Below are 20,946 nucleotides of genomic sequence, written 5' to 3' on the forward strand. Positions count from 1 at the left end.
CTCCACACGTAGAGGGGCGCTCTCCATCAGGGATGGTGAGTGAAGAGCGCTCGGAAAAGGGAAACGGAATCAGTGGCTGGCTTGCTCTTTGAGCAGGGCGTCGTGTTGACGCAGGCCCTGTTTTTTGGCGTAGAACATCAGGATGATGAGCGACACCACGAAGGTGGCAGTGAGGTTGGAGCCCTGGGCGCCCATCAGGGCCACCAGACAGAAGACGCAGGCGACGCCGGAGAAGATCATGGTGCCTATGCTGCGGGAGGTCATGCCCTCGAAACGGATGAGGTTAATGCTGGAGTAGAAGTAAGGCAGCATGGTCAGCAGCACAGCATCGGTAGTCAGCACGTTGAACAGGTCGGCGGCGTGAGCGGACTGGGAGGTGAAGGCGGTCAGGCCGATCATCAGCGCAGTCATCTTGAGGGAGCCGAGGATCAACCCCTTCTTGGCGACGCCGTTTTTGTCCAGCTCGCCGTAGATCTTCGGGAAGTTGCCATCGTGGGCGGCGCGCTTGCCCGCCTCGCCCACCAGCATCATCCAGGAGCCCAGCGAAGTGAAGCAGGCCAGGGCGGTGAAGGCGGAGACGAACGGCGCAGACCAGTTGCCGAAGATGGCGGAAGAGGCCATGGCAAAGGGGGCGCCGGAGGCTGCCACTTCACCGGCCGGGAACATGCCGCTGATCACCTGGGTGGAAAGTATGTAGATGACGCCGGCAATACCGGTACCCAGCATGGTGGCGAGCGGCACGGTACGTTTCGGGTTCTTCACCATGCCGGAAGAGACGGCGGCGGATTCGACACCCACGAAGGACCAGAGGCAGATCAGCACGGCGCTGATGACAGCATGCAGGTCGCTGCCGCTGGTGGTGTTCCAGTTCTGGCTGTAGACGCTGGTATCAAAATGTCCCCAGCCCATCACGGCGGTACCGACCACAGGCAGCAGGATCAGCACCAGGCCCAGGGTACAGAGGCGGCTCACCCAGCTGCCGCCAAGCAGGTTGACGAAGGTGAAGATCCAGACCGCCGCTATGGTAGCCAGGGCCGCCGGGATAGGGTTGTTGAGGATGGGGAAGAAGACCGACAGGTAGGAGACGCCGGTAATGGCGATGGCCAGGTTGCCAATCCAGTTGGCGTGGTAATAGAGCACACCGGTCTGGAAGCCGAACACAGGAGAGATCTCGCCGGCGTAAGCGATGGGGCCACCCTCTTGCGGATTCTTGGTAGCGAGGCGGGCAAACACGAAGGCAAGGCCCATGGCGCCAACCAGACAGATGGCCCAGCTGAATACAGAGATGGAGCCGATAGTGGCCAGGGCCGAGGGCAGCAGCGCTATGCCGCTCCCCATCATGTTGCCGGCCACCACACCTGTACAGGCGATGAGGCCAATCTTCTTGCTCGTATCTAGGGACATAAGATCTCCGGGTCGATAAAAGGTCATCAAACACACGCTTGGCGGAGCGTCCCGCCAACGAATGGCCACAGACTAGGCCTCCGTGCCCCGGAAAACATAAAGACCCGCTAAGGGATAAAAACATGAGTGAACTTTTTTCTCCCCGCGACACCAATCAATAAAAACCCATTAAAAACATAATGTTGGACATAAACCACCAAGTCGTCTTGATAAATCCTTGATATCCACGCCCCCGCTTGAGAGGTCCGTCAGGCCTCAGTCGATACACCTTGATATTTTTCATGATGCCCTTGCGGCCACGAGGTGCCCCATTCAGCCCCCTTTACCCTGATCCCGCAGCCAGGCCACCGGTTGAAGCCTCGCCATCCTCCCACCCGCCACGCGGCTCAAGGGATAAGCGGACGCCTCCCGGCAATGGCCGCCCTTGACTGGGTAATCCGAAGGGAGGGCAAGCATCAGGACGACACAACCGCGAGCGGAATAATGAAGAAGGGAGCAGGCCCTGGATCGGCCATCTGCACAGGGGTAACGGCAGACCCCTGAGGGGTAGACAAAGATGCCATGGCCCGGAGCCAGTGGCAGGGATAGGAATAGGAATAAAGAGAGCGGCTGGCAGCCAGGTCATCCAAGGCTGGTCATTGCCGGGCTGCCGCACATCAGGCGGCATATAAGCAACAGGCTGCCCCAAGGCAGCCTGTCTGGCTGAGCGCAACCTCTGCGGTCAGCAAAGCGGCATGTTGCCACGCCTCAGAACAGCTTCACCTTGCTCTGGCCCAGTGCGTTGAACAGGGCGGGAGTCAGGGTTTCCATGTTGCTGTAGAAACCGAGTCGCTGGCAGAGCAGATAGGTCTGCTCGGTCGCCTCCATCAGGAAGGCCTGACTGTAGGCATCTCCCGCCGCCTCGGGGCGGCCATCCAGCTCAGCCAGCTTGCCGAGCAGTATGTGATAGAGCACTGAGCGGCCCCGGCTGGCTGCCTGCGCCAGCAGGCGATTCGCCTGCTGCTGCTGGCCGTCCAGTATCGCCTGCAGGGTCAGCGCCTCCCATACCCGTGCCGGCAGCAGGCCGCCGTCCTGCACCAGACTGGCCAGATGGGTACCAATCCCCTGCAGTCGTTCACTCTCGGACTGACCGGCCAGGGTTGCCAGCGCCTCCCCCGCCAGATAGCGCTCGGCCAGCAGCAGCGGCTGATCCGGTTGGCTTGCGAGGGACTTGTCGAGCAGATCGATGCCGCGCTTGAGCGCCACCGTATCCTGGCTGTTGGTGTAGTAGTGCGCCTCCATCATGGCCATCAGGGCGGCATCGTCGGTGGGCCAGCCCATGCCGGGCAAGGCGTCCGGCTGATCGAGGGCGCGCAGCAGATCCTGGCTGCTCGCCTGCAGCACGGCATGGACGTTGTGGCGACTGAGCTGATACTGGTGGCTGAACAGCACACGGTTGGTGTTGATGTTGCGGTATTCCAGATCCAGATAGGTGCCGCCGGGCTGACGGGAAACCCGTACGCTCAGCTCCTTGCCGGGCAATATGCCCCCCATCAGGGTATTGGCGCCGTACTGCACCCGCAGCGGCGTGGCGGCCGCCACCTCCCCCATCAGGGCACGGGTGATGCCGTCGGCCAGGCGCACGTTCTCGTTGTCACCCTCCATGCCGGAGTGAAAGCGAAACACCAGCAGGTTTGGATCCAGCATGGAGTGCACCTGGGGACTGGTGTGCTGGTAGCTGAGCAGGCTGACGATGGTGACCAGGATGACGGCCACGAAGATGTCGAAACTGATCATCTTCCAGCGGCTGCGGCCGTCCTGGGCCCGGGTCGAGATGGCGCGGGTCAGGGGACCGGCCGGGAAGGGGGCCACACCACTGATCGCTTCCTCATCCTCGTCATCGGCAGGCGGGCTCAGGTCGGAGAGGGTCGAGTTGGCCGTCGGAGCTGACCGGGCATCTGCCATCACCACGGAAACCACCTGCAAAGGTTGCAACGGTCGCACCGGCGCCACCAGCTTGTAGCCACGCTTGGGCACTGTGATGATGTAGTCGGTCGCATCAAAGCGGCCATCTTTGAGGATCTTGCGCAGCTCGAAGATGGACTGGGTGACCACCTGATCTGTGACCTCGGCCCCGTCCCACACCTCGTTGATCAGGGAGTCGCGAGCGAACACTGTGCCGGCATTGCTCGCCAGAAACCGCAACAGATTGACCAGCCTGGGCTCGAGGTAGACCTCGCGATCGGGGCGACACAGCATGTTGTCGTCAACGCTCAGGGTCCAGTCATGGATCTCAAAAACCGATTCGCTCATGATTCACTCGCTGCAGATGAAGACGATGCACGATGAGAGTGACGCAAGACCAGAGGCAGGCGGAACCGGGAAAACAGTGTCGCCGAAACAGTGAACATGCCTGAGGGTCAATCCTGTTTACGTCTGAAGGGCATCCTTGCGGGTATTCCAATCGGGCCGTTCGGAAGCGGTCACTTTAAGCAAAACGGGAGCGGGATCCCACTTTTTTTGGCCACTAACCGCCGCTCAGTTGATCCCACACGGGGGTTTTCGGCAAACATCGTGCCAACTGGTATCCATATGAAGAGTATTTATGCCGGGCCCAAAAAAGAAGGCCCCCGCAGTGCGGGGGCCTTCTGGCATGTCGGAATGAAGCCGGTGCTTAGCAGTAGCCGTAGCCCATCAGGCGCTGGTAGCGCTGCTCCAGCAGCTGATCGGTCTCGAGCGGACGCAAGGCGTTCAGATCCTGCTGGATGCGATCCTTCAGGCGCTTGGCCATCAGCTCCACATTGCGGTGGGCACCGCCGAGGGGCTCCTCGACTATGCTGTCGATGAGTTTCAGCTCCTTCAGGCGCTGGGCCGTGATGCCCATGGCATCGGCGGCGACCGGTGCCTTGTCGGCGCTCTTCCACAGGATGGAGGCGCAACCTTCCGGCGAGATGACGGAGTAGGTGGAGTATTGCAGCATGTTGACGCGATCCCCCACACCGATAGCCAGGGCGCCGCCCGAGCCGCCTTCACCTATCACTGTGCAGACCACGGGCACGGTCAGACCGGCCATGACCTTCAGGTTGCGGGCGATGGCTTCGGACTGGCCACGCTCCTCGGCACCCACGCCGGGGTAGGCGCCCGGGGTGTCGATGAAGGTGATGATCGGCATCTTGAAGCGCTCGGCCATCTCCATCAGGCGCAGGGCCTTGCGGTATCCTTCCGGACGCGGCATGCCGAAGTTGCGCTTGATCTTCTCCTTGGTCTCGCGACCCTTCTGCTGACCAATCACCATCACGGGTTCGCCGTCGAGACGGGCGATGCCGCCGACGATGGCCTTGTCATCCGCATAGGCGCGATCGCCAGCCAGCTCGTCGAAGTCGGTGAAGATGTGCTCGATATAATCGAGGGTGTAAGGACGCTGAGGATGACGCGCCATCTGGGATACCTGCCAGGCCCCCAGATCGCCGAAGATCTTCTTGGTCAGCTCTTCGTTTTTCTTCTCCAGCCGGCGAATGTCTTCATTGAGATCGACAGCACTGTTGTGCTCACTCACATGACGGAGTTCATCAATCTGCGCCTGCAACTCGGCAATTGGCTGTTCAAAATCCAGAAAAAGACTCATAGGGCCTATAGATCCTCTAATCAAAAACCAATTCAACCCGCTCTCGTCCAAGCAGGACTCGCAAGTCATCTATCAGTTGATCGGTGGGCGTCACCCGCCACTCGGTACCGAGCGTCAATCGCACCCGGGAGCCGGGGCGACGATAGTTTACCTGAACCGGACAGACTCCGGCACGGGCGGGTTCCAAAATCTCGCACAAACGCGGGAAAAAACGATCATCAATCCGCTGTTCATCGAGGGAGATGCGGATTGCCCTGGCAAAACGCTCCCTCGCATCGTTGATATCCAGTAATTCACGGGCCGACATTTTAAGGCCACCGGAGAAGTCATCAAAGCTGACCTGTCCAGAAACCACCAAAATACGGTCTTTTTGCATCAATTCTTCATATTTTTCCAGCGCCTCACTGAACAAGGTCACGTCCAGACGGCCGGATCTGTCGTCCAGGGTGAAGATCCCCATCTTGTTGCCACGCTTGGTCACCATGCTGCGGGCCGCGATCACCAGCCCCGCCGCCGTGGTGACGGTATCGCGGGAGGTGGGGTGCAGATCGCACAGGCGACCCGAGGTGTAGCGACGCAATTCGCCGCTGTACTGGTTGATGGGGTGGCCGGTCAGGTACAGGCCGAGCGTCTCGCGCTCCCCTTCCAGCCAGATCTTGTCAGGCCAGTGCGGCACGTTGGCGAACGCTTTCTTGACGTCGTCAATCTCCTGGGTCAAGACACCAAACATGTCGACCTGGCCTACCGCCTGCGCCTTGGCATGCTGCTCGGCGGCGCGCATCGCCTCTTCCAGGGTCGCCATCAGGGCGGCGCGGTGCGGGCCGAGTCTGTCCATGGCGCCGGAGAGAACGAGCTTTTCCATCACCCGCTTGTTGATCTTCTTGATGTCGACCCGGTTGCAGAAGTCGAACAGATCGCGGAAGGGCCCGTCCTGATCCCGGGCGCTGAGAATGGCGTCGATGGGGCCTTCCCCCACCCCCTTTACGGCCCCGATACCGTAGACGATGTGGCCATCTTCGTTGACGCTGAAGCGGTAACGACCGGTATTCACATCCGGCGGTATCACTGTGAGCCCCATCCGCTGGCACTCGTCCACCAGGGTCACTATCTTGTCGGTGTTGTCCATGTCGGCGGTCATGACCGCCGCCATGAACTCGGCCGGGAAGTGGGTCTTGAGCCAGAGCGTCTGGTAGGAGACCAGCGCATAGGCGGCGGAGTGGGATTTGTTGAAGCCGTAGCCCGCAAACTTCTCCACCAGATCGAAGATCTTCACCGCCAGTTCGCCGTCGACGCCGTTCTTGACGGCGCCGTCCTCGAAGCCGGAGCGCTGCTTGGCCATCTCGGCCGGGTTCTTCTTGCCCATGGCCCGGCGCAGCATGTCCGCCCCACCGAGGGTATAGCCCGCCAGCACCTGGGCTATCTGCATCACCTGCTCCTGATAGAGGATGATGCCGTAGGTGGGCTCAAGGATTGGCTTGAGGCTCTCGTGCTGCCACTTCTCGTCCGGGTAGGAGATGGCCTCCTTGCCGTGCTTGCGCTCGATGAAGTTGTCCACCATGCCCGACTGGAGCGGGCCCGGCCGGAACAGCGCCACCAGGGCTATCATGTCTTCGAAACAGTCAGGCTGCAGCCGTTTGATGAGGTCCTTCATGCCGCGGGATTCGAGCTGGAATACCGCCGTGGTCTCGAACCGCTGCAGCAGGTCGAACGACTTCTTGTCGTGGATCGGGATGGCGGCGATGTCGACCGGCGGCTTGCCCTCTTTGGCAAGGCGCGGGTTTATCATGCCGAGCGCCCAGTCGATGATGGTCAGGGTACGCAGCCCCAGGAAGTCGAACTTCACCAGGCCGGCGTATTCCACGTCGTTCTTGTCGAACTGGGTGACAGGGTGATTGCCGGAGTCATCGCAATAGAGCGGCGCAAAATCGGTGATCTTGGTGGGCGCTATCACCACGCCACCGGCGTGTTTGCCGGCGTTGCGCACCACCCCTTCCAGCCGGCGCGCCATGTCGATGAGGTCCTTGACCTCCTCGTCCTGCTCGTAGAGCTCGGGCAGCTTGGGCTCGGCCTCGAACGCCTTGGCCAGCGTCATGCCCGGATCCGGCGGTATCAGCTTGGAGATGCGATCGACGAAGCCATAGGCGTGGCCCAGCACCCGGCCCACGTCCCGCACCACCGCCTTGGCCGCCATGCTGCCGAAAGTGATGATCTGCGACACCGCATCCCGGCCATACATCTCGGAAACGTGCTCGATCACCTCGTCCCGTCTGTCCATGCAGAAGTCGACGTCGAAGTCGGGCATGGAGACCCGCTCGGGGTTGAGGAAGCGTTCGAACAGCAGGTCAAATTCCAGCGGATCGAGATCGGTGATCTTGAGGGCATAGGCCACGAGCGAGCCTGCACCCGAGCCCCGGCCCGGCCCGACGGGGATGCCGTTGTCCTTGGACCACTGGATAAACTCCATCACTATGAGGAAGTAACCCGGGAAGCCCATCTGGTTGATCACCTTGAGCTCTATGTCGAGGCGCTCGTCGTACTCGCCGCGCTTGGCGACGCGAACCTCGGGATCAGGGAACAGGAAGGCGAGCCTGTCCTCCAGCCCCTCCTTGGACTTCATTACCAGGAAGTCTTCGGTGGTCATGTCGCCGGTCGGGAAGTTCGGCAGGAAGTATTCGCCGAGGCGCACAGTCACGTTGCAGCGCTTGGCGATCTCCACCGTGTTCTCCAGCGCCTCCGGGATGTCGGCGAACAGCTCGGCCATCTCCTCCTGGCTGCGCAGGTACTGCTGCGGGCTGTAACGGCGCGGGCGACGCTTGTCCATCAGGGTGTAGCCATCGTGGATGGCAACCCGGATCTCGTGGGCGTCGAAGTCTTCGGCGTTGAGGAACACCACCTCGTTGGTGGCTACCACCGGCAGCTCGAACTCGGTGGCGATGGCCACCGCCATGTGCAGATAGACCTCTTCGTCGGGTCGACCGGTGCGCAGCAGATCCAGGTAGTAGGCGTCGGGGAAGTGGGTCCGGTAGAAGGCGAGGCACGACTCCGTCATCTGCCGGTTGCCCTTGAGCAGGAACTTGCCCACATCCCCCTCGCGCCCGCCCGAGAGCACTATCACGCCCTTGGCGTGATCGGCAAGCCAGGCCCGGTCGATGACGGGACGCCCCTGCACGTGGCCGCGCTGATAGCCGCGGGAGATGAGCAGCGTGATGTTCTGGTAGCCGTCGTTGTCCATGGCCAGCAGAGTGAGGCGGAACTGCTCGTCACCCAGCTCCTCGCTCTGCACCCAGAAGTCGGCCCCGACGATGGGCTTGATGCCCTTGCCGTGGGCGGCGCCATAGAAGCGCACCAGGCCGCACATGTTCATCTGGTCGGTCAGCGCCAGCGCCGGCATGTTGTTGGCCGCTGCCGCCCCGACTATGGGGGCAATCTTCTGCAGGCCATCGACCATGGAGAAGTCGGAGTGGACCCGCAGGTGGATAAAACGGGGTTCAGCCATCGTTATACCCTCTCGTTGCACAGAGTGGCGTGCATGTCGTGATGCCGGCAGCTCTGCATGGTTTACTCGATCCCCAGTGCACGGCGCACCGGTTTGAAACTCCGCCGATACTCGGGCAAGGGGCCGCGCTCGGCCAGGATGGCAAGGTGCTCAGGGGTCGGATAGCCCTTGTGGCGGGCGAAACCATACTCGGGATGACGGCTGTCCAGCTCGGTCATCTCGGCGTCGCGGGTCACCTTGGCCAGAATCGAGGCGGCGCTGATGGCGGCCACCAGGCTGTCCCCCTTGACCACGGCGCGCGCCTCCATCGGCAAGCTTGGGCAGCGGTTGCCGTCGATAAAGACCAGATCTGGCGTCACCGTCAGCCCTGCCACGGCGCGCTGCATCGCCAGCATGGTGGCGTGCAGTATGTTGAGCTCGTCTATCTCCTCGGGCGTGGCGCGACCGATGGCCCAGGCCAGCGCCTTGGCCTTGATCTCGTCAAACAGCGCCAGCCGTTTCTTCTCGGAGAGCTTCTTGGAGTCTGCCAGCCCGACAATGGGGTTGGCGGGATCCAGGATCACGGCGGCCGTGACCACGTCACCCACCAGAGGGCCACGCCCCACCTCGTCCACACCGGCAACCAGCCTGTCTTCGGGAATATCGATCATCATCTTGCAGCCTTGAATCAAAACAGGCCCCGCAGGGCCTGACATGGGGTCGATTAGCACAGCCCAATCGGCCGCCCGGAAATATTATCTGCCGAGCAGGTCGGCCACCGCATCGGCGGCCTGCACATCGGCGTTGCAGCGAATTCGCTGGTGCAGCCGGGTGAAGGTGGCGATGAGCTCGCGGTTGTCGTGTTCCAGCAGCTTGCTGACCTCTTCCACCAGATTGTCCGGGGTGCACTCGTGCTGGATAAGCTCGGGCACCAGCATCTGGTCGGCCAGCAGGTTGGGCAGGGACACATAGGCGGTCTTCACCAGCCGCTGGGCCAGCCAGTAGCTGAAGGGTTTGAGCTTGTAACCCACCACCATGGGCTTTTTCACCAGCATGGCTTCCAGCGCGGCGGTACCGGAGGCGAGCAGCACGGCATCGGCGGCGATCATCGCCTCGCGCCCCTGCCCCTCCAGCAGTACCATGTCGAGATCCGGCGCCAGCTCGGCCTTGATGGCCATGAACTGCTCGCGCCGTTTGTCGTTGACCAGCGGCACTATGAAGCCGAGATCCGGGTAACGCACGGTCAGCCGCTTGCAGGCCTCGAGAAATACCGGTGACATGAAGCCCACCTCGGCGCTGCGACTGCCCGGCAGCACCGCCAGCCAGCGCCGGCCCGGGTCAATGCCCAGCGCCTGGCGCACCGCGGCCTGATCCGGCACCAGCGGAATATCGTCCGCCATGGTGTGGCCGACAAAGCGGCAGGGGGCGTCAAAACGGTCGTAGAAGGCTTTCTCAAACGGCAGGAAGGCGAGCACCATGTCGGTGGCGGCCTTGATCTTGTGAATGCGGTTCTGACGCCAGGCCCAGACCGAGGGGCTGACGTAGTGAACCGTCTTGATACCGGCGCGGCGCAGTTTCAGCTCCACCCCGATATTGAAATCCGGTGCATCCACCCCGACGAAGATGTCGGGCGGATTGGCGATAAAATGGCGCAGCAGTTCGCGGCGGACCTTGAGGATGCGGGGCAGACGGCCAAGCACCTCTGTGATCCCCATGACGGAAAGCTCTTCCATCTCGAACAGAGCCTTGACGCCCAGGGCCTGCATCCGCGGCCCGGCGATCCCTTCAAACTGCGCATCCGGATAGCGGCGCTGCAGTTCACGCACCAGCCCGGCGGCCAGGATGTCGCCGGAGGTCTCTCCGGCGACGATACCGATGCGAACGGGATCAGGCACGGATGATCCCGCGCTCGTTGTCCTTGAGGAAATCCACGTAGAGCTGAACGGCCGGTTCGCTGGCCGCCATCTCGATCAGCACGGGCAATACCTCTTCGATGGTCTTGCCGGAGCGGAAGATCTCCTTGTAGGCACGCTTGACGGCCGAGATGGCTTCGGGCGTGTAGCCGCGACGACGCAGGCCTTCGGAGTTGACCCCGAACGGCTTGGCGTAGTTGCCGGCCGCCATCACGTAGGGCGGCACGTCCTTGTTCAGGGCGGCGCAGCCACCGACGAAGGCGTGGGAGCCGACCCGACCAAACTGGTGGATCGCGGAGAGACCGCCAAAGATCACGAAATCGCCGATCACCACGTGGCCCGCCAGGGTCGCGTTGTTGGCGAAGATGCAGTTGTCACCGATGATGCAGTCATGGGCCACGTGCACGTTGACCATGAACAAGTTGCCGCTGCCCACCTTGGTCAGGGACTGATCCTGGATGGTGCCGCGGTGCACTGTGCAGTTCTCGCGAAAGACGTTGTTGTCGCCAATCTCGAGGAAGGTGCGCTCGCCGGCGTACTTCTTGTCCTGACAATCCTCACCTATGGAGGTGTGCTGGAAGATCTTGTTGCCGCGACCTATCTTGGTCGGGCCCTTGATCACCACATGGGAGCCTATCCAGGTGTTCTCGCCGATTTCAACCTCGGCGCCGATGACAGAAAAGGGGCCGATTTCAGCCCCTTTACCGATCACGGCAGACTCATGGACGATGGCGGTATCGTGAATGATGGCAGTCTGGTCGATCACGTGTATTAAACCTCGCGTTTGGCGCACATCAGCTCGGCGGTACAGACCACTTCACCATCGACGGTGGCGACACCGGTGAACTTGGCGATACCGCGACGCTCTTTCAGGAACACCACGTCGAGCACCAGCTGATCGCCAGGGCCGACCGGACGCTTGAAACGAGCGTTATCGATTGAGGCAAAGTAGTAGAGTTCGTTGGGGGACGGCTTGCCCACCATGGTGAACGCCAGGATACCGGTGGCCTGCGCCATGGCTTCCAGGATCAGTACGCCAGGGAACACCGGCTTGGCCGGGAAGTGCCCCTGGAAGATCGGCTCGTTGAACGAGACGTTCTTGATGGCGCGCAGGGTCTTGCGCTCGTCGCTGATCTCGTAGCTTTCCACCTTGTCCACCATCAGGAAGGGATAACGGTGGGGCAGCAGATCCATGATTTCCTGGATACCCAGGCTCTTCTTTTCAGTAGTCAAAACAGTACCCTATACCAATCGTGATTATTCTTGATCCAGCTTCTTCTCAAGCTTGCTCAACCGCTTGTGCATCTCTTCGATACGCATCACCCGGGCGGCGGTCTTGCGCCACTCTTTATTGGTTTGCAGGGGGATGCCGGAAGAGTAGACACCGGGCTCGGTAATGGGTCGCATCACCATGGCCATGCCGGTAATGGTGGCCTGATCGCAGATCTCCATGTGCCCGTTAAAGACGGAGGCGCCGCCAATGATACAGTATTTGCCGACCTTGAGACTACCAGCCATCACGGTGGAGCCCGCCACGGCGGTGCCGTAACCGATCTCGACGTTGTGGGCGATCTGGCACTGGTTGTCGATGATGACGTTATCCGCAATGCGGGTATCTTCCAGCGCACCCCGGTCTATGGTGGTGCAGGCTCCGATCTCGACCCGGTTGCCTATGGTCACGCCACCGAGCTGGGGGATCTTGATCCACTCGCCACGCTCATTGGCATAACCGAACCCATCGGCGCCGATCACTGTGCCGGCTTGAACCAGACAGTCGGTGCCCATGGTGATGTTATGATACAGGGTGACGTTGGCCCACAACCGGGAGCGAGCTCCCAGTCGGGTATTCTTGCCAACAAAACAGCCTGGACCTATGCGCACGTCATCCCCCAGCACAACGCCGGATTCGATCACCGCATTGGCCCCGATGGCCACTCTCTCGCCCAGTTGCACGTCGGCCGCGATGACGGCGCTCGGATGTATATCCGTGGCCGGTTGCGGCGTGGTGTCCAGCAGTTGGGCTACACGGGCAAACCCCACATAGGGGTCTTTGATCACCAGGGCATTGGTGGGACAAAAAGGCAAATCCGCTTCTGTAATGAGCACGGCCGTGGCCTCGCTCTGCTCCAGATAATGCCGGTACTTTTTATTGGACAGGAAGGTGATATCCCCCTTCCCGGCCTTTTCCAGTGTCGCTACCTTGCGGATTTCCAGGGTTCCGTCGCCATGGACCTGGGCCCCCAGTTGCTGGGCCAGCTGTGCGAGAGTGAATGCCATCAATTAGTTGCTCTTGCTTACCTGAGAAATAACCTGGGCAGAGATGTCCAGCTTGCTGGCGGCATACGGGGCGGCATTGCGCTCCAGCACCAGATCATAACCATTGCTCTTGGCGATGGAATCGATGGCAGCCTGTACCTTGGTCAGGATCTTGCCGCGCTCTTCGGACTGACGGCGACCGTTGTCCTGTTCGAACGCCTGACGCTTCTGGTTGAACTCCATCTGCAGCTTGGCCAGTTTCTCCTGGTTCTGCTTCTTCTGCTCGGCGCTCATGAAGGCTTCGTCCTTCTTGAACTTCTCGACCAGCGCCTGACCGTCGGATTCCAGCTTCTGCAGCTCACGCATGCGCGGCTCGAATTCACCTTTCAGCTTCTTGGAGACTGCTTCACGCTGGGGCAGCTTTTGGAATACTTCGCCCATGTCGACCACGGCGATCTTGGTCTCGGCCAAGGCGGAGCCCATGCCGGCAGCCATCAGTGCAAAACTCAAACCAGCTACTTTCAACGCTTTATTCACACTTACTCCTTGTTCCCTCATGTGAGGGCTACCTGATTTACCTGATTATGCAAGTGGTACCCGGACCGACTTGTTACCTGGTGAGGCACGCAAGCTGCGCGTCCCATCATTGAATACCCCCACCGCCTGGGTGGGGGTGCGTCCGTCCTTAGAAGGTGCGGCCGATGTTGAATGAGAAGAACTCGGTGCGATCGCCCTCGTACTGCTTGAGCGGACGGGCAATCGCGAACACCAGGGGTCCCATGGGGGAGAGCCATTGCAGCGACAGACCGGCCGAGGCGCGGTAGTTGGTCGGATCCGAATAGTCGCTCAGATAGTTGCAACCACTGAAGCAGCGGTTCTGGTACTGGGCATAGTCGAAGGTGGTATCCCATACCGAACCTGCGTCGATGAAGAAGCTGGTACGCAGCTGGGGCTGATAGGTCTCTGACGCGAACGGCGTCGGCACTATCATCTCGAGGGATGCCACCGCCAGGGCGTTGCCGCCCACAGAGCTGTCGGTGCCCTGGATGACGTCGTTGCCGCTCAGGTTGTAGTAGTAGAGCGCCTTCGGACCCACGGTATTGCTCTTGAAGCCGCGCAGGGTATCGAAACCACCGGCGAAGTAGTTCTCGAAGAACGGCAGTACGTGGTCATAGTTGCCGTTGCTGCCGTAACCGTTGCCGTAGGAGGCGCGAGCCTTGGCCATCAGTACCCATTTGTGATCCGCATCGAACGGGAAGTAGTGCGCGTCTTCGGCGTTCAGCTTGAAATACTGCAGATCCATGCCCGGCACTGTCACCTTGGCGTTCACACGCTGGCGGTCACCCGCGGTCGGGAACATGCCCTTGTTGAGGGTGGAACGGGTCCAGCCGGCGGTGACGTCGACGGTGTTGAACACCATGCGGTTGTCGCCATCCTTGTTCTTGCTGTACACCTTCCAGAACTCATCCACCTGCAGATAGGGGTTGGGCTGGGACAGCTTGTTGTTCTCAAGGCCGAGGCTGAAGTCGAGGCGGTTGTTCTCGTTGACCGGGAAACCACTGGAGAGGCGGAAGCCGACTGTGGTGTTCTCGTAGTCGACTATGTTGGCGTCGGCCGCACTGAACTGGTTGTAGTAGAGACGACCACCCAGGCTGACTCCGTCCACGGTGAAGTAGGGATCGTTGTAGCTGAGGTCGACGCTCTTGGAGTACTTGTTGGTGCTGGCGGAGATGCCGATCTTCTTGCCGGTCCCCATGAAGTTGTCCTGCTGCAGGCCCGCCTGCAGGCTCAGGCCCGATTCGGTACCATAGCCCACGCCGGCGTTGATGGAGCCCGCTGGCTGCTCCTTGACCTTGAAGTCGAGATCGACCTGGTCATCGCTGCCCGGCACCCGTTTGGTGTCCACTTCCGCGGTTTCGAAGAAGCCGAGGCGGTTGAGACGGGTCTTGGACTGCTCGACGCTGTCGGAGGAGAGCCAGGTGCCTTCCATCTGACGCATCTCGCGACGCAGCACTTCATCCTTGGTGGTGACGTTGCCGCTGAAGTTGATGTTGCGCACATAGACACGGGGACCCGGCTCTATGTTGACGATCAGCTCCACTTCCTTGGTCTTGTCATTGACCTGGGGGAAGGTGACCACTTTCGGGTAGGCGTAGCCGTAACGGCCGAGGAACTTGGAGAGCACCTCTTCGGTATGGGTGACCTGGCTGGCGGAGTAGATGCTGCCGGCTTCGATGGGGATCAGGCCCTTCATCTCGCCGCCACGATCTATCATGTCGCCCTTGAGCTGAACGCCGGAGACCTTGTACTGATCCCCTTCCTTGACGTTCAGGGTCACGTAGACGCCCTTCTTGTCCGGGGTCATGGAGACCTGGGTCGACTCCTGGGCGAAACGGATGTAGCCGCGGTCCATGTAGTAGGAGCGCAGGGTCTCGATGTCACCGGCCAGTTTCTGCTTCTGGTAACGCTGATCGCCGGTGAAGTTCCACCAGGGCACATCGTCCTTGAGGGAGAGCTGGGCCAGCAGTTTCTCTTCCGGGAAGACGTTGTTGCCGACTATGTTGATCTGCTGGATCTTGGCCGCTTCCCCTTCCACGAAGGTGAACTTGAGGTCGACCCGGTTGCGCGGCAGCGGGGTGACGATGGCCTTGACCCTGGCGGAGTATTTGCCCACGCCGTAGTAGAAATCTTCCAGACCCTTCTCGAGGGAGCTCAGTACGGTGCGATCCAGGGGATCACCCACCCGGATGCCCGAGGACTCCAGGCTCTGGGTCAGCTGCTCTTCCTTGATATCCTTGTTGCCTGAAAACTCGATGCTGGAGATGGTCGGCCGCTCCTTGACCGCCACTTGCAGCACCTGACCGTCACGGTAAACCTTCACGTCCTCGAAGTTGCCGGAGGAGTAGAGCTTCTTGATGGCGTTGGCCAGGGTCACGGAATCGACGGTATCGCCAACCCGGATCGGCAGGTTCAACAGGGCGGCACCCAGCGTCACTCGCTGCAAGCCGTCGACCTGGATATCTTGCACCACAAAAGAGGCAGGGGCCGCCTGGGCCAGGAAACTGGCACCCAGCAGGCAACTCAACACCAATGCTTTTTTAACAGCCATTTTGTTCTTATGTGTCCTTGTTGATGCTCTGGCCTCAGAGGCGAGCGAAATCATTAAACAGCGCAATGCCCATCAGTAACATCAGAATGGCGGCGCCGATCCTGAAACCCACTTCCTGAATTTTTTCTGATACCGGCTTGCCGGTGACCGCCTCGATGAGGAAGTAGACCAGATGGCCACCATCCAGCACCGGCAGGGGAAACAGGTTGATGATCCCCAGGTTGACGCTGATCAGCGCCAGAAAGCCGAGGAAATAGACCAGACCGTAATCGGCACTGCTGCCTGCGCCCTTGGCAATGGAGATGGGGCCGCTCAGATTATCCAGCGAGACGATGCCACCAATCAGCTTGCCAATCATGTCAAAGGTCAGTGTGGTCAGGCTCCAGGTCTTCTGGGCTCCCTGCCACAGGGCTTGCAAAGGCCCATACTGTAACAGAATTCGATACTCATCCGGTAATGGAACCAGTTGCGGTGACAGGCCGACAAAACCGACCAGCTGGCCCCGCACTTTTTTCACATCCGGGGTCAGGGTCAGGGTCAGTTCGCTGCCCGCCCGCTCCACCACCAGCTGCAGTGGCTGCTCCGGAGACTGCTGCACCAGGAGCACGAACTGGGCCCACTCGGTGACCTCCTGCTCGCCCACCCGCTTGATGCGATCACCGACCAGAATGCCGGCCTTCTCGCTGGCACTCTTGGGCACTATGGCCTCGACCACGGGCAGCACCTTGCCGCCGAGGGGCACTATCCCCAGGCTGCCGATGGGTGACTCCTTGTCCGGATCGAACTGCCAGCCGGCAAGCTGCAGAGTCTTGTCCACCGCATAGCTGGTGTTGGCTGGCTTCAGCTTGAGCTGCACGGCATCATCGCCCAGGTGGCTGATGAGGGCATAGGTCACGCTCTCCCAGTCACCGGTCGCCTTGTCGCCGACACCGACAATCTCCATGCCGGGTTCGATCCCTGCCGCCGCCACTATGGAGGCGGGACGCACCTCCCCGACCACGGGTTTGACGGCAGGAACACCGATCATGAACATCAGCCAGAGGGCAAACAGGGCAAACACGAAGTTCGCCATGGGGCCCGCCGCCACTATGGCCATGCGTGCCCAGACACTCTTGTGGTTGAAGGCATGCTGCTCATCACCGGGTTTGAGCTCATCGACCCGGCCATCCAGCATCTTGACGTAGCCGCCGAGCGGGATCAGCGCCAGCACATACTCGGTGCCATCCTTGCCGACCCGGCGCCAGATGGCCTTGCCAAAACCGATGGAGAAACGCTCGACCTTGACGCCACAGCGACGGGCCACCCAGAAGTGGCCGAATTCATGCACCGCCACCAGCAGCCCGAGGGCGACGATAAAGGCACCTATGTTCCACAACACGCCGCCCATCAGCCGATCACCTCGATATCATACCCATTCGAACAACTGAAGGGGGCAGTCAGCAAGGCATGTTTGTCATTCCACAGCACAGCACTCATCAGTCAGCCACCTCGATTTCATGCATGGTCCGATACCCGAAGGCAAGGATGAAGGCAGCACAATGCCACGAAATACCACTCATCAGCTAAGCTCCTCAATCAAATTGTGAGCACGGGCACGGGCCGCACCATCCAGCGCAATCAAATCATCCAGTGAGCCCACGGCGGAACTGCCCAGCGCCGCCATGATGGCCTCATTGACTCTGGCAATATCCATAAAACCGATCCGCTCTGCAAGGAAAGCCGCAACGGCCTCTTCATTGGCGGCATTGAGCGCCGTGGTCGCCGCCTGCCCCTGCTGGCAGGCACTCATGGCCAGCGCCAGGCAGGGATAACGCTCATAATCGGGCCGGATAAAGCTGAATTCTCCGACACTGAAGAAATCCAAAGGTTCCACCCCAGACTCAACACGAGCCGGATAGGCCAGGGCATGGGCTATGGGGGTGCACATGTCCGGGTTGCCAAGCTGGGCCAGCACTGAGCCGTCCTTGTACTGCACCATGGAGTGGATGACGGACTGGGGATGGATCACCACCTGGATCTGCTCGGGCGCCGCATTGAACAGCCAGCGCGCCTCTATGTACTCCAGCCCCTTGTTGATCATGGTGGCGGAGTCCACCGAGATCTTGGCCCCCATGGACCAGTTCGGGTGGGCGATGGCCTGGGCCGGCGTGACCCGCGCCAGTTCCTGAATGTCGGTGTAGCGGAACGGGCCGCCGGAGCCGGTCAGCAGTATCTTGCTGATGCCCGCTCCCGCCAGATCGCAGAAACCGGGCTGACGCTGAATGGCTTCGGGCAGGCACTGGAAAATCGCGTTGTGCTCGCTGTCGATGGGCAGCAGCTCGGCGCCATGCTCGCGCACCGCCTCCATGAAGAAAGCGCCGGACATCACCAGCGCCTCCTTGTTGGCCAGCAGGATGCGCTTGCCGGCGCGCACCGCTGCCATGGTGGGCGCCAGGCCCGCAGCACCGACGATGGCAGCCATCACGCTGTGAACATCGGGATGGGCTGCCACCTCGCACAGGGCGGCCTGACCGGACAGTACCCGGGTCACGCTGCCATGGCTCTTGAGCCGGCCTGCCAGCATGGCGGCCGCATCTTCATCCACCATGACGGCGAAGCGGGGGGAGAATTCGAGACAATCGCGCAGCATGGCGTCCACGCTGCGGGCCGCCGTCAGCGCCAGAACTTGCCAACGGCCCGGATTCTGCCGCAGTACCTTGAGGGTGCTCTGACCGATGGAGCCGGAAGCTCCCAGGATCACCAGGTTATGCATCAACACTCCCGACTTGCTAACGAATGAATGGAGCCGAAAGCCTTCAAGATCATCAGACTATCCATCAAGACTCCTGAACGAGTAACAGACTGACGGAGCCGGATGTTCCCGGGATCATCAGCGATGCGAGGCATCAGAATTCCTGGCTGAGCAACAGATAGCTGAGCAGGAATACCGGCAGGGCGGCGGTCAGGCTGTCGATCCGGTCGAGAATACCGCCATGACCGGGCAGCAGGGTGCCGGAATCCTTGATGCCCGCCTCCCGCTTGAACATGCTCTCGGTCAGATCGCCGAGCACGGACGCCAGCACAGCCAGCAGGGAGCAGAACAGCACTATGGCCATCTTGGCGGGCACGAAGCCCATGAACCAGGTCACGGCAACGGCCAGCAGGCTGGCGGTAAACAGGCCGCCAACCATGCCTTCGATGGTTTTGCCGGGGCTGACGGCCGGTGCCAGCTTGTGTTTGCCAAAGGCCTTGCCGAAAAAGTACGCGCCAGAATCTGCCGCCCAGACCAGCCCCATGACGAACAACAGGATCCAGGCCCCCATCATGGGGTCGTGATAGAAGTTGTAACCACGGATGGCCACCAGGGACCAGAAGAAGGGCACCAGGGTCACCAGACCGAACAGGGATTTGAGCCAGATGGACTCTTTCCACAGCTTGGCACTCTGGGGATAACGCAATACCAGCAGCAGCCCCAGCAGCCACCAGCTGACCGCGGTCCAGAGCACGCCCATCACCAGCGGATGCAAGTGCGGGGTCCACAGCTGCTCGACCGGCAGCCAGAACAGGCTGGCACCGAGCAACAGACAGAACACCAGCGGCAGCCATTGCTGCGGCTGGGCAGAGACGAAGCCGCTCCACTCGCGGCTGGCCAACAGAAACACCAGGGCTGCCAACAGGGCAAAGAATTTCAACGGCAGAAAAAATAACGCCCCCAACACCAGGGGAACCAGTAGCAATGCGGTAATAATTCGTTGTTTTAGCAAAAGAAACCTCTCTCTTGGGAGGGGGTTTAGCCGGTCTGATGCTCGGCGATCAATTCCCGTATCTGTTCACCCGTACACCCGAAGCGACGCTCGCGGGCAACGAAAGAGGCAACGGCCTCACTGAACTCGGCCTCGTTGAAATCGGGCCACAATACCGGGGTAAAATAGAGCTCGGCATAGGCGAGCTGCCATAACACAAAATTGCTGATGCGATGATCGCCACCGGTCCGGATCAACAGATCCACGGGGGGCAGGTCGGCCATGCAGACTTGCCCGGCCAGCAGGGATTCATCGATGGCATCGGCGTCCAGCTCGCCCGCCGCCACGGCACGGGCCAGTTTACGGGCCGCCTGGGCGATATCCCACTGGCCACCATAATTGGCGGCAATATTGAGGGTCAGCCCCTGGTTGTCGGCAGTCAGGGCCTCGGCCTTGGCGATCTTGGCCTGCAAGCGGTCGCTGAAGCGGGCGGTATCACCGATCACCTTGAGCCGGATCCCGTTGCTGTGCAGTTTCTTGACCTCACGGCCCAGCACGGTCAGGAACAGCTCCATCAGGGCACTGACCTCCCCTTCCGGCCGCCGCCAGTTCTCACTGGAGAAGGCAAACAGGGTCAACGCCTCTATCTTGGCGCGCGCGGCAAAGGTCACCGCCTCACGAACGGACTTCACGCCCGCCTTGTGACCATAGACCCGCATCTTGCCACGGTTCTGAGCCCAGCGTCCGTTGCCATCCATGATGATGGCCACATGACGAGGCAAGGACGAGTTGGCACAATCACCTAACGCTGCCAAAAGCGACATTCATTTCTCCCACAAAGACAAAAGCGCCGTGCAGGGGCACTACACGGCGCTCGTAATATACCTGTCAGAGGCTTAGATTTCCATTAGCTCCTTTTCCTTCGCGGCCAGGGCGTCATCCACCAGCTTGATGAAGGCATCGGTGAGTTTCTGGATCTCTTCCTGGGCACGACGGTCGTCGTCTTCGGAGATCTCTTTGTCCTTGAGCAGCGCTTTGAAGTCGGCGTTGGCATCGCGACGGATGTTGCGCACGGCCACACGGGCACCTTCGGCTTCGGCACGGACGATCTTGGTCAGATCGCGGCGACGCTCTTCGGTCAGCGGCGGCAGCGGCACGCGCAGGGTCTGGCCGTTGCTGGACGGGTTCAGGCCCAGATCCGAGGTCAGGATTGCCTTTTCTACCGCCTGGATCATGGAGCGGTCAAAAATGGAGATGGACAGGGTACGAGCATCTTCTGCCACCACGTTGGCCAACTGTTTCAGAGGAGTGGCAGCACCGTAATACTCAACCTGGATACCGTCGAGCAGGCTCGGGTGAGCGCGGCCGGTACGGATCTTGGACATCTGGGTCTTGAGCGACTCTACGCTCTTGGCCATGCGGTCCTTGGCGTCGTTTTTAATCTCGTTGATCACAGTGGTTTT

At 60.8% G+C, this 20,946-nt stretch carries 16 protein-coding genes; all 16 read right to left on the minus strand.

The genetic code is table 11. The features are described 5' to 3' along the window. Positions 1-69: 69 nt before the first annotated feature. Positions 70-1,404 (minus strand): cadaverine/lysine antiporter, encoded by a 1,335-nt coding sequence (cadB, locus tag ACM3N8_RS06070; RefSeq protein ID WP_043554782.1) that lies wholly within the window; start codon positions 1,402-1,404, stop codon positions 70-72. 747 nt (positions 1,405-2,151) lie between these two features. Then, on the minus strand, positions 2,152-3,696 hold the full coding sequence (gene cadC / locus ACM3N8_RS06075) for a lysine decarboxylation/transport transcriptional activator CadC (protein WP_241279214.1): 1,545 nt from the start codon (positions 3,694-3,696) through the stop codon (positions 2,152-2,154). 361 nt (positions 3,697-4,057) lie between these two features. Beyond that, entirely contained in the window at positions 4,058-5,008 is a 951-nt protein-coding gene (gene accA / locus ACM3N8_RS06080) for an acetyl-CoA carboxylase carboxyl transferase subunit alpha (protein WP_042867203.1), read from the minus strand. Positions 5,009-5,024: 16 nt separating this feature from the next. Further along, entirely contained in the window at positions 5,025-8,504 is a 3,480-nt protein-coding gene (gene dnaE, locus ACM3N8_RS06085) for a DNA polymerase III subunit alpha (RefSeq protein WP_290017325.1), read from the minus strand. 62 nt (positions 8,505-8,566) lie between these two features. Then, the gene (gene rnhB / locus ACM3N8_RS06090; protein ID WP_290017326.1) at positions 8,567-9,157 is read right to left on the minus strand and encodes a ribonuclease HII; all 591 of its coding nucleotides are present in this window, start codon (positions 9,155-9,157) and stop codon (positions 8,567-8,569) included. An 81-nt stretch (positions 9,158-9,238) separates the two neighbouring features. After that, the gene (gene lpxB, locus ACM3N8_RS06095; RefSeq protein WP_241279212.1) at positions 9,239-10,378 is read right to left on the minus strand and encodes a lipid-A-disaccharide synthase; all 1,140 of its coding nucleotides are present in this window, start codon (positions 10,376-10,378) and stop codon (positions 9,239-9,241) included. Further along, entirely contained in the window at positions 10,371-11,162 is a 792-nt protein-coding gene (lpxA, locus tag ACM3N8_RS06100; protein ID WP_290017328.1) for an acyl-ACP--UDP-N-acetylglucosamine O-acyltransferase, read from the minus strand. The genes lpxB and lpxA overlap by 8 nt, the downstream gene beginning before the upstream one ends. A 5-nt stretch (positions 11,163-11,167) precedes the next feature. Further along, the gene (gene fabZ, locus ACM3N8_RS06105; protein WP_042038166.1) at positions 11,168-11,629 is read right to left on the minus strand and encodes a 3-hydroxyacyl-ACP dehydratase FabZ; all 462 of its coding nucleotides are present in this window, start codon (positions 11,627-11,629) and stop codon (positions 11,168-11,170) included. 24 nt (positions 11,630-11,653) lie between these two features. Next, on the minus strand, positions 11,654-12,673 hold the full coding sequence (gene lpxD, locus ACM3N8_RS06110) for a UDP-3-O-(3-hydroxymyristoyl)glucosamine N-acyltransferase (protein ID WP_290017329.1): 1,020 nt from the start codon (positions 12,671-12,673) through the stop codon (positions 11,654-11,656). A 3-nt stretch (positions 12,674-12,676) separates the two neighbouring features. Further along, the gene (locus tag ACM3N8_RS06115) at positions 12,677-13,189 is read right to left on the minus strand and encodes an OmpH family outer membrane protein (protein WP_042867201.1); all 513 of its coding nucleotides are present in this window, start codon (positions 13,187-13,189) and stop codon (positions 12,677-12,679) included. A gap of 148 nt (positions 13,190-13,337) precedes the next feature. Then, positions 13,338-15,761: an outer membrane protein assembly factor BamA gene (gene bamA / locus ACM3N8_RS06120; protein ID WP_043134488.1), complete on the minus strand. Its 2,424-nt coding sequence runs from the start codon at positions 15,759-15,761 to the stop codon at positions 13,338-13,340. A 34-nt stretch (positions 15,762-15,795) separates the two neighbouring features. Then, positions 15,796-17,148 carry a sigma E protease regulator RseP gene (rseP, locus tag ACM3N8_RS06125; RefSeq protein ID WP_241279209.1) on the minus strand — a complete coding sequence of 451 codons (1,353 nt, stop codon included), beginning with the start codon at positions 17,146-17,148 and terminating at the stop codon, positions 15,796-15,798. Positions 17,149-17,319: 171 nt separating this feature from the next. Continuing rightward, the gene (gene ispC / locus ACM3N8_RS06130) at positions 17,320-18,513 is read right to left on the minus strand and encodes a 1-deoxy-D-xylulose-5-phosphate reductoisomerase (protein WP_241324388.1); all 1,194 of its coding nucleotides are present in this window, start codon (positions 18,511-18,513) and stop codon (positions 17,320-17,322) included. A 133-nt stretch (positions 18,514-18,646) separates the two neighbouring features. After that, positions 18,647-19,504, minus strand: a complete 858-nt coding sequence (locus ACM3N8_RS06135) for a phosphatidate cytidylyltransferase (protein WP_043134484.1) — start codon at positions 19,502-19,504, stop codon at positions 18,647-18,649. Between the two features lie 26 nt (positions 19,505-19,530). Continuing rightward, entirely contained in the window at positions 19,531-20,307 is a 777-nt protein-coding gene (uppS, locus tag ACM3N8_RS06140) for a polyprenyl diphosphate synthase (RefSeq protein ID WP_043134482.1), read from the minus strand. A 72-nt stretch (positions 20,308-20,379) separates the two neighbouring features. After that, positions 20,380-20,937 (minus strand): ribosome recycling factor, encoded by a 558-nt coding sequence (gene frr, locus ACM3N8_RS06145; RefSeq protein ID WP_043134480.1) that lies wholly within the window; start codon positions 20,935-20,937, stop codon positions 20,380-20,382. Between the last annotated feature and the right edge of the window lie 9 nt (positions 20,938-20,946).

Origin of the sequence: Aeromonas sp. A04 (assembly GCF_047780465.1) — a bacterium.
Classification (GTDB): Bacteria; Pseudomonadota; Gammaproteobacteria; order Enterobacterales; family Aeromonadaceae; genus Aeromonas; species Aeromonas bestiarum.

Coding starts and splice junctions, on each gene's coding strand:
- ispC (WP_241324388.1), bottom strand. CDS start 18,513: ATGCATAACCTGGTGATCCTGGGAGCTTCCGGCTCCATCGGTCAGAGC.
- dnaE (WP_290017325.1), bottom strand. CDS start 8,504: ATGGCTGAACCCCGTTTTATCCACCTGCGGGTCCACTCCGACTTCTCC.
- cadB (WP_043554782.1), bottom strand. CDS start 1,404: ATGTCCCTAGATACGAGCAAGAAGATTGGCCTCATCGCCTGTACAGGT.
- cadC (WP_241279214.1), bottom strand. CDS start 3,696: ATGAGCGAATCGGTTTTTGAGATCCATGACTGGACCCTGAGCGTTGAC.
- lpxD (WP_290017329.1), bottom strand. CDS start 12,673: ATGGCATTCACTCTCGCACAGCTGGCCCAGCAACTGGGGGCCCAGGTC.
- bamA (WP_043134488.1), bottom strand. CDS start 15,761: ATGGCTGTTAAAAAAGCATTGGTGTTGAGTTGCCTGCTGGGTGCCAGT.
- rseP (WP_241279209.1), bottom strand. CDS start 17,148: ATGGGCGGCGTGTTGTGGAACATAGGTGCCTTTATCGTCGCCCTCGGG.
- accA (WP_042867203.1), bottom strand. CDS start 5,008: ATGAGTCTTTTTCTGGATTTTGAACAGCCAATTGCCGAGTTGCAGGCG.
- rnhB (WP_290017326.1), bottom strand. CDS start 9,157: ATGATGATCGATATTCCCGAAGACAGGCTGGTTGCCGGTGTGGACGAG.
- uppS (WP_043134482.1), bottom strand. CDS start 20,307: ATGTCGCTTTTGGCAGCGTTAGGTGATTGTGCCAACTCGTCCTTGCCT.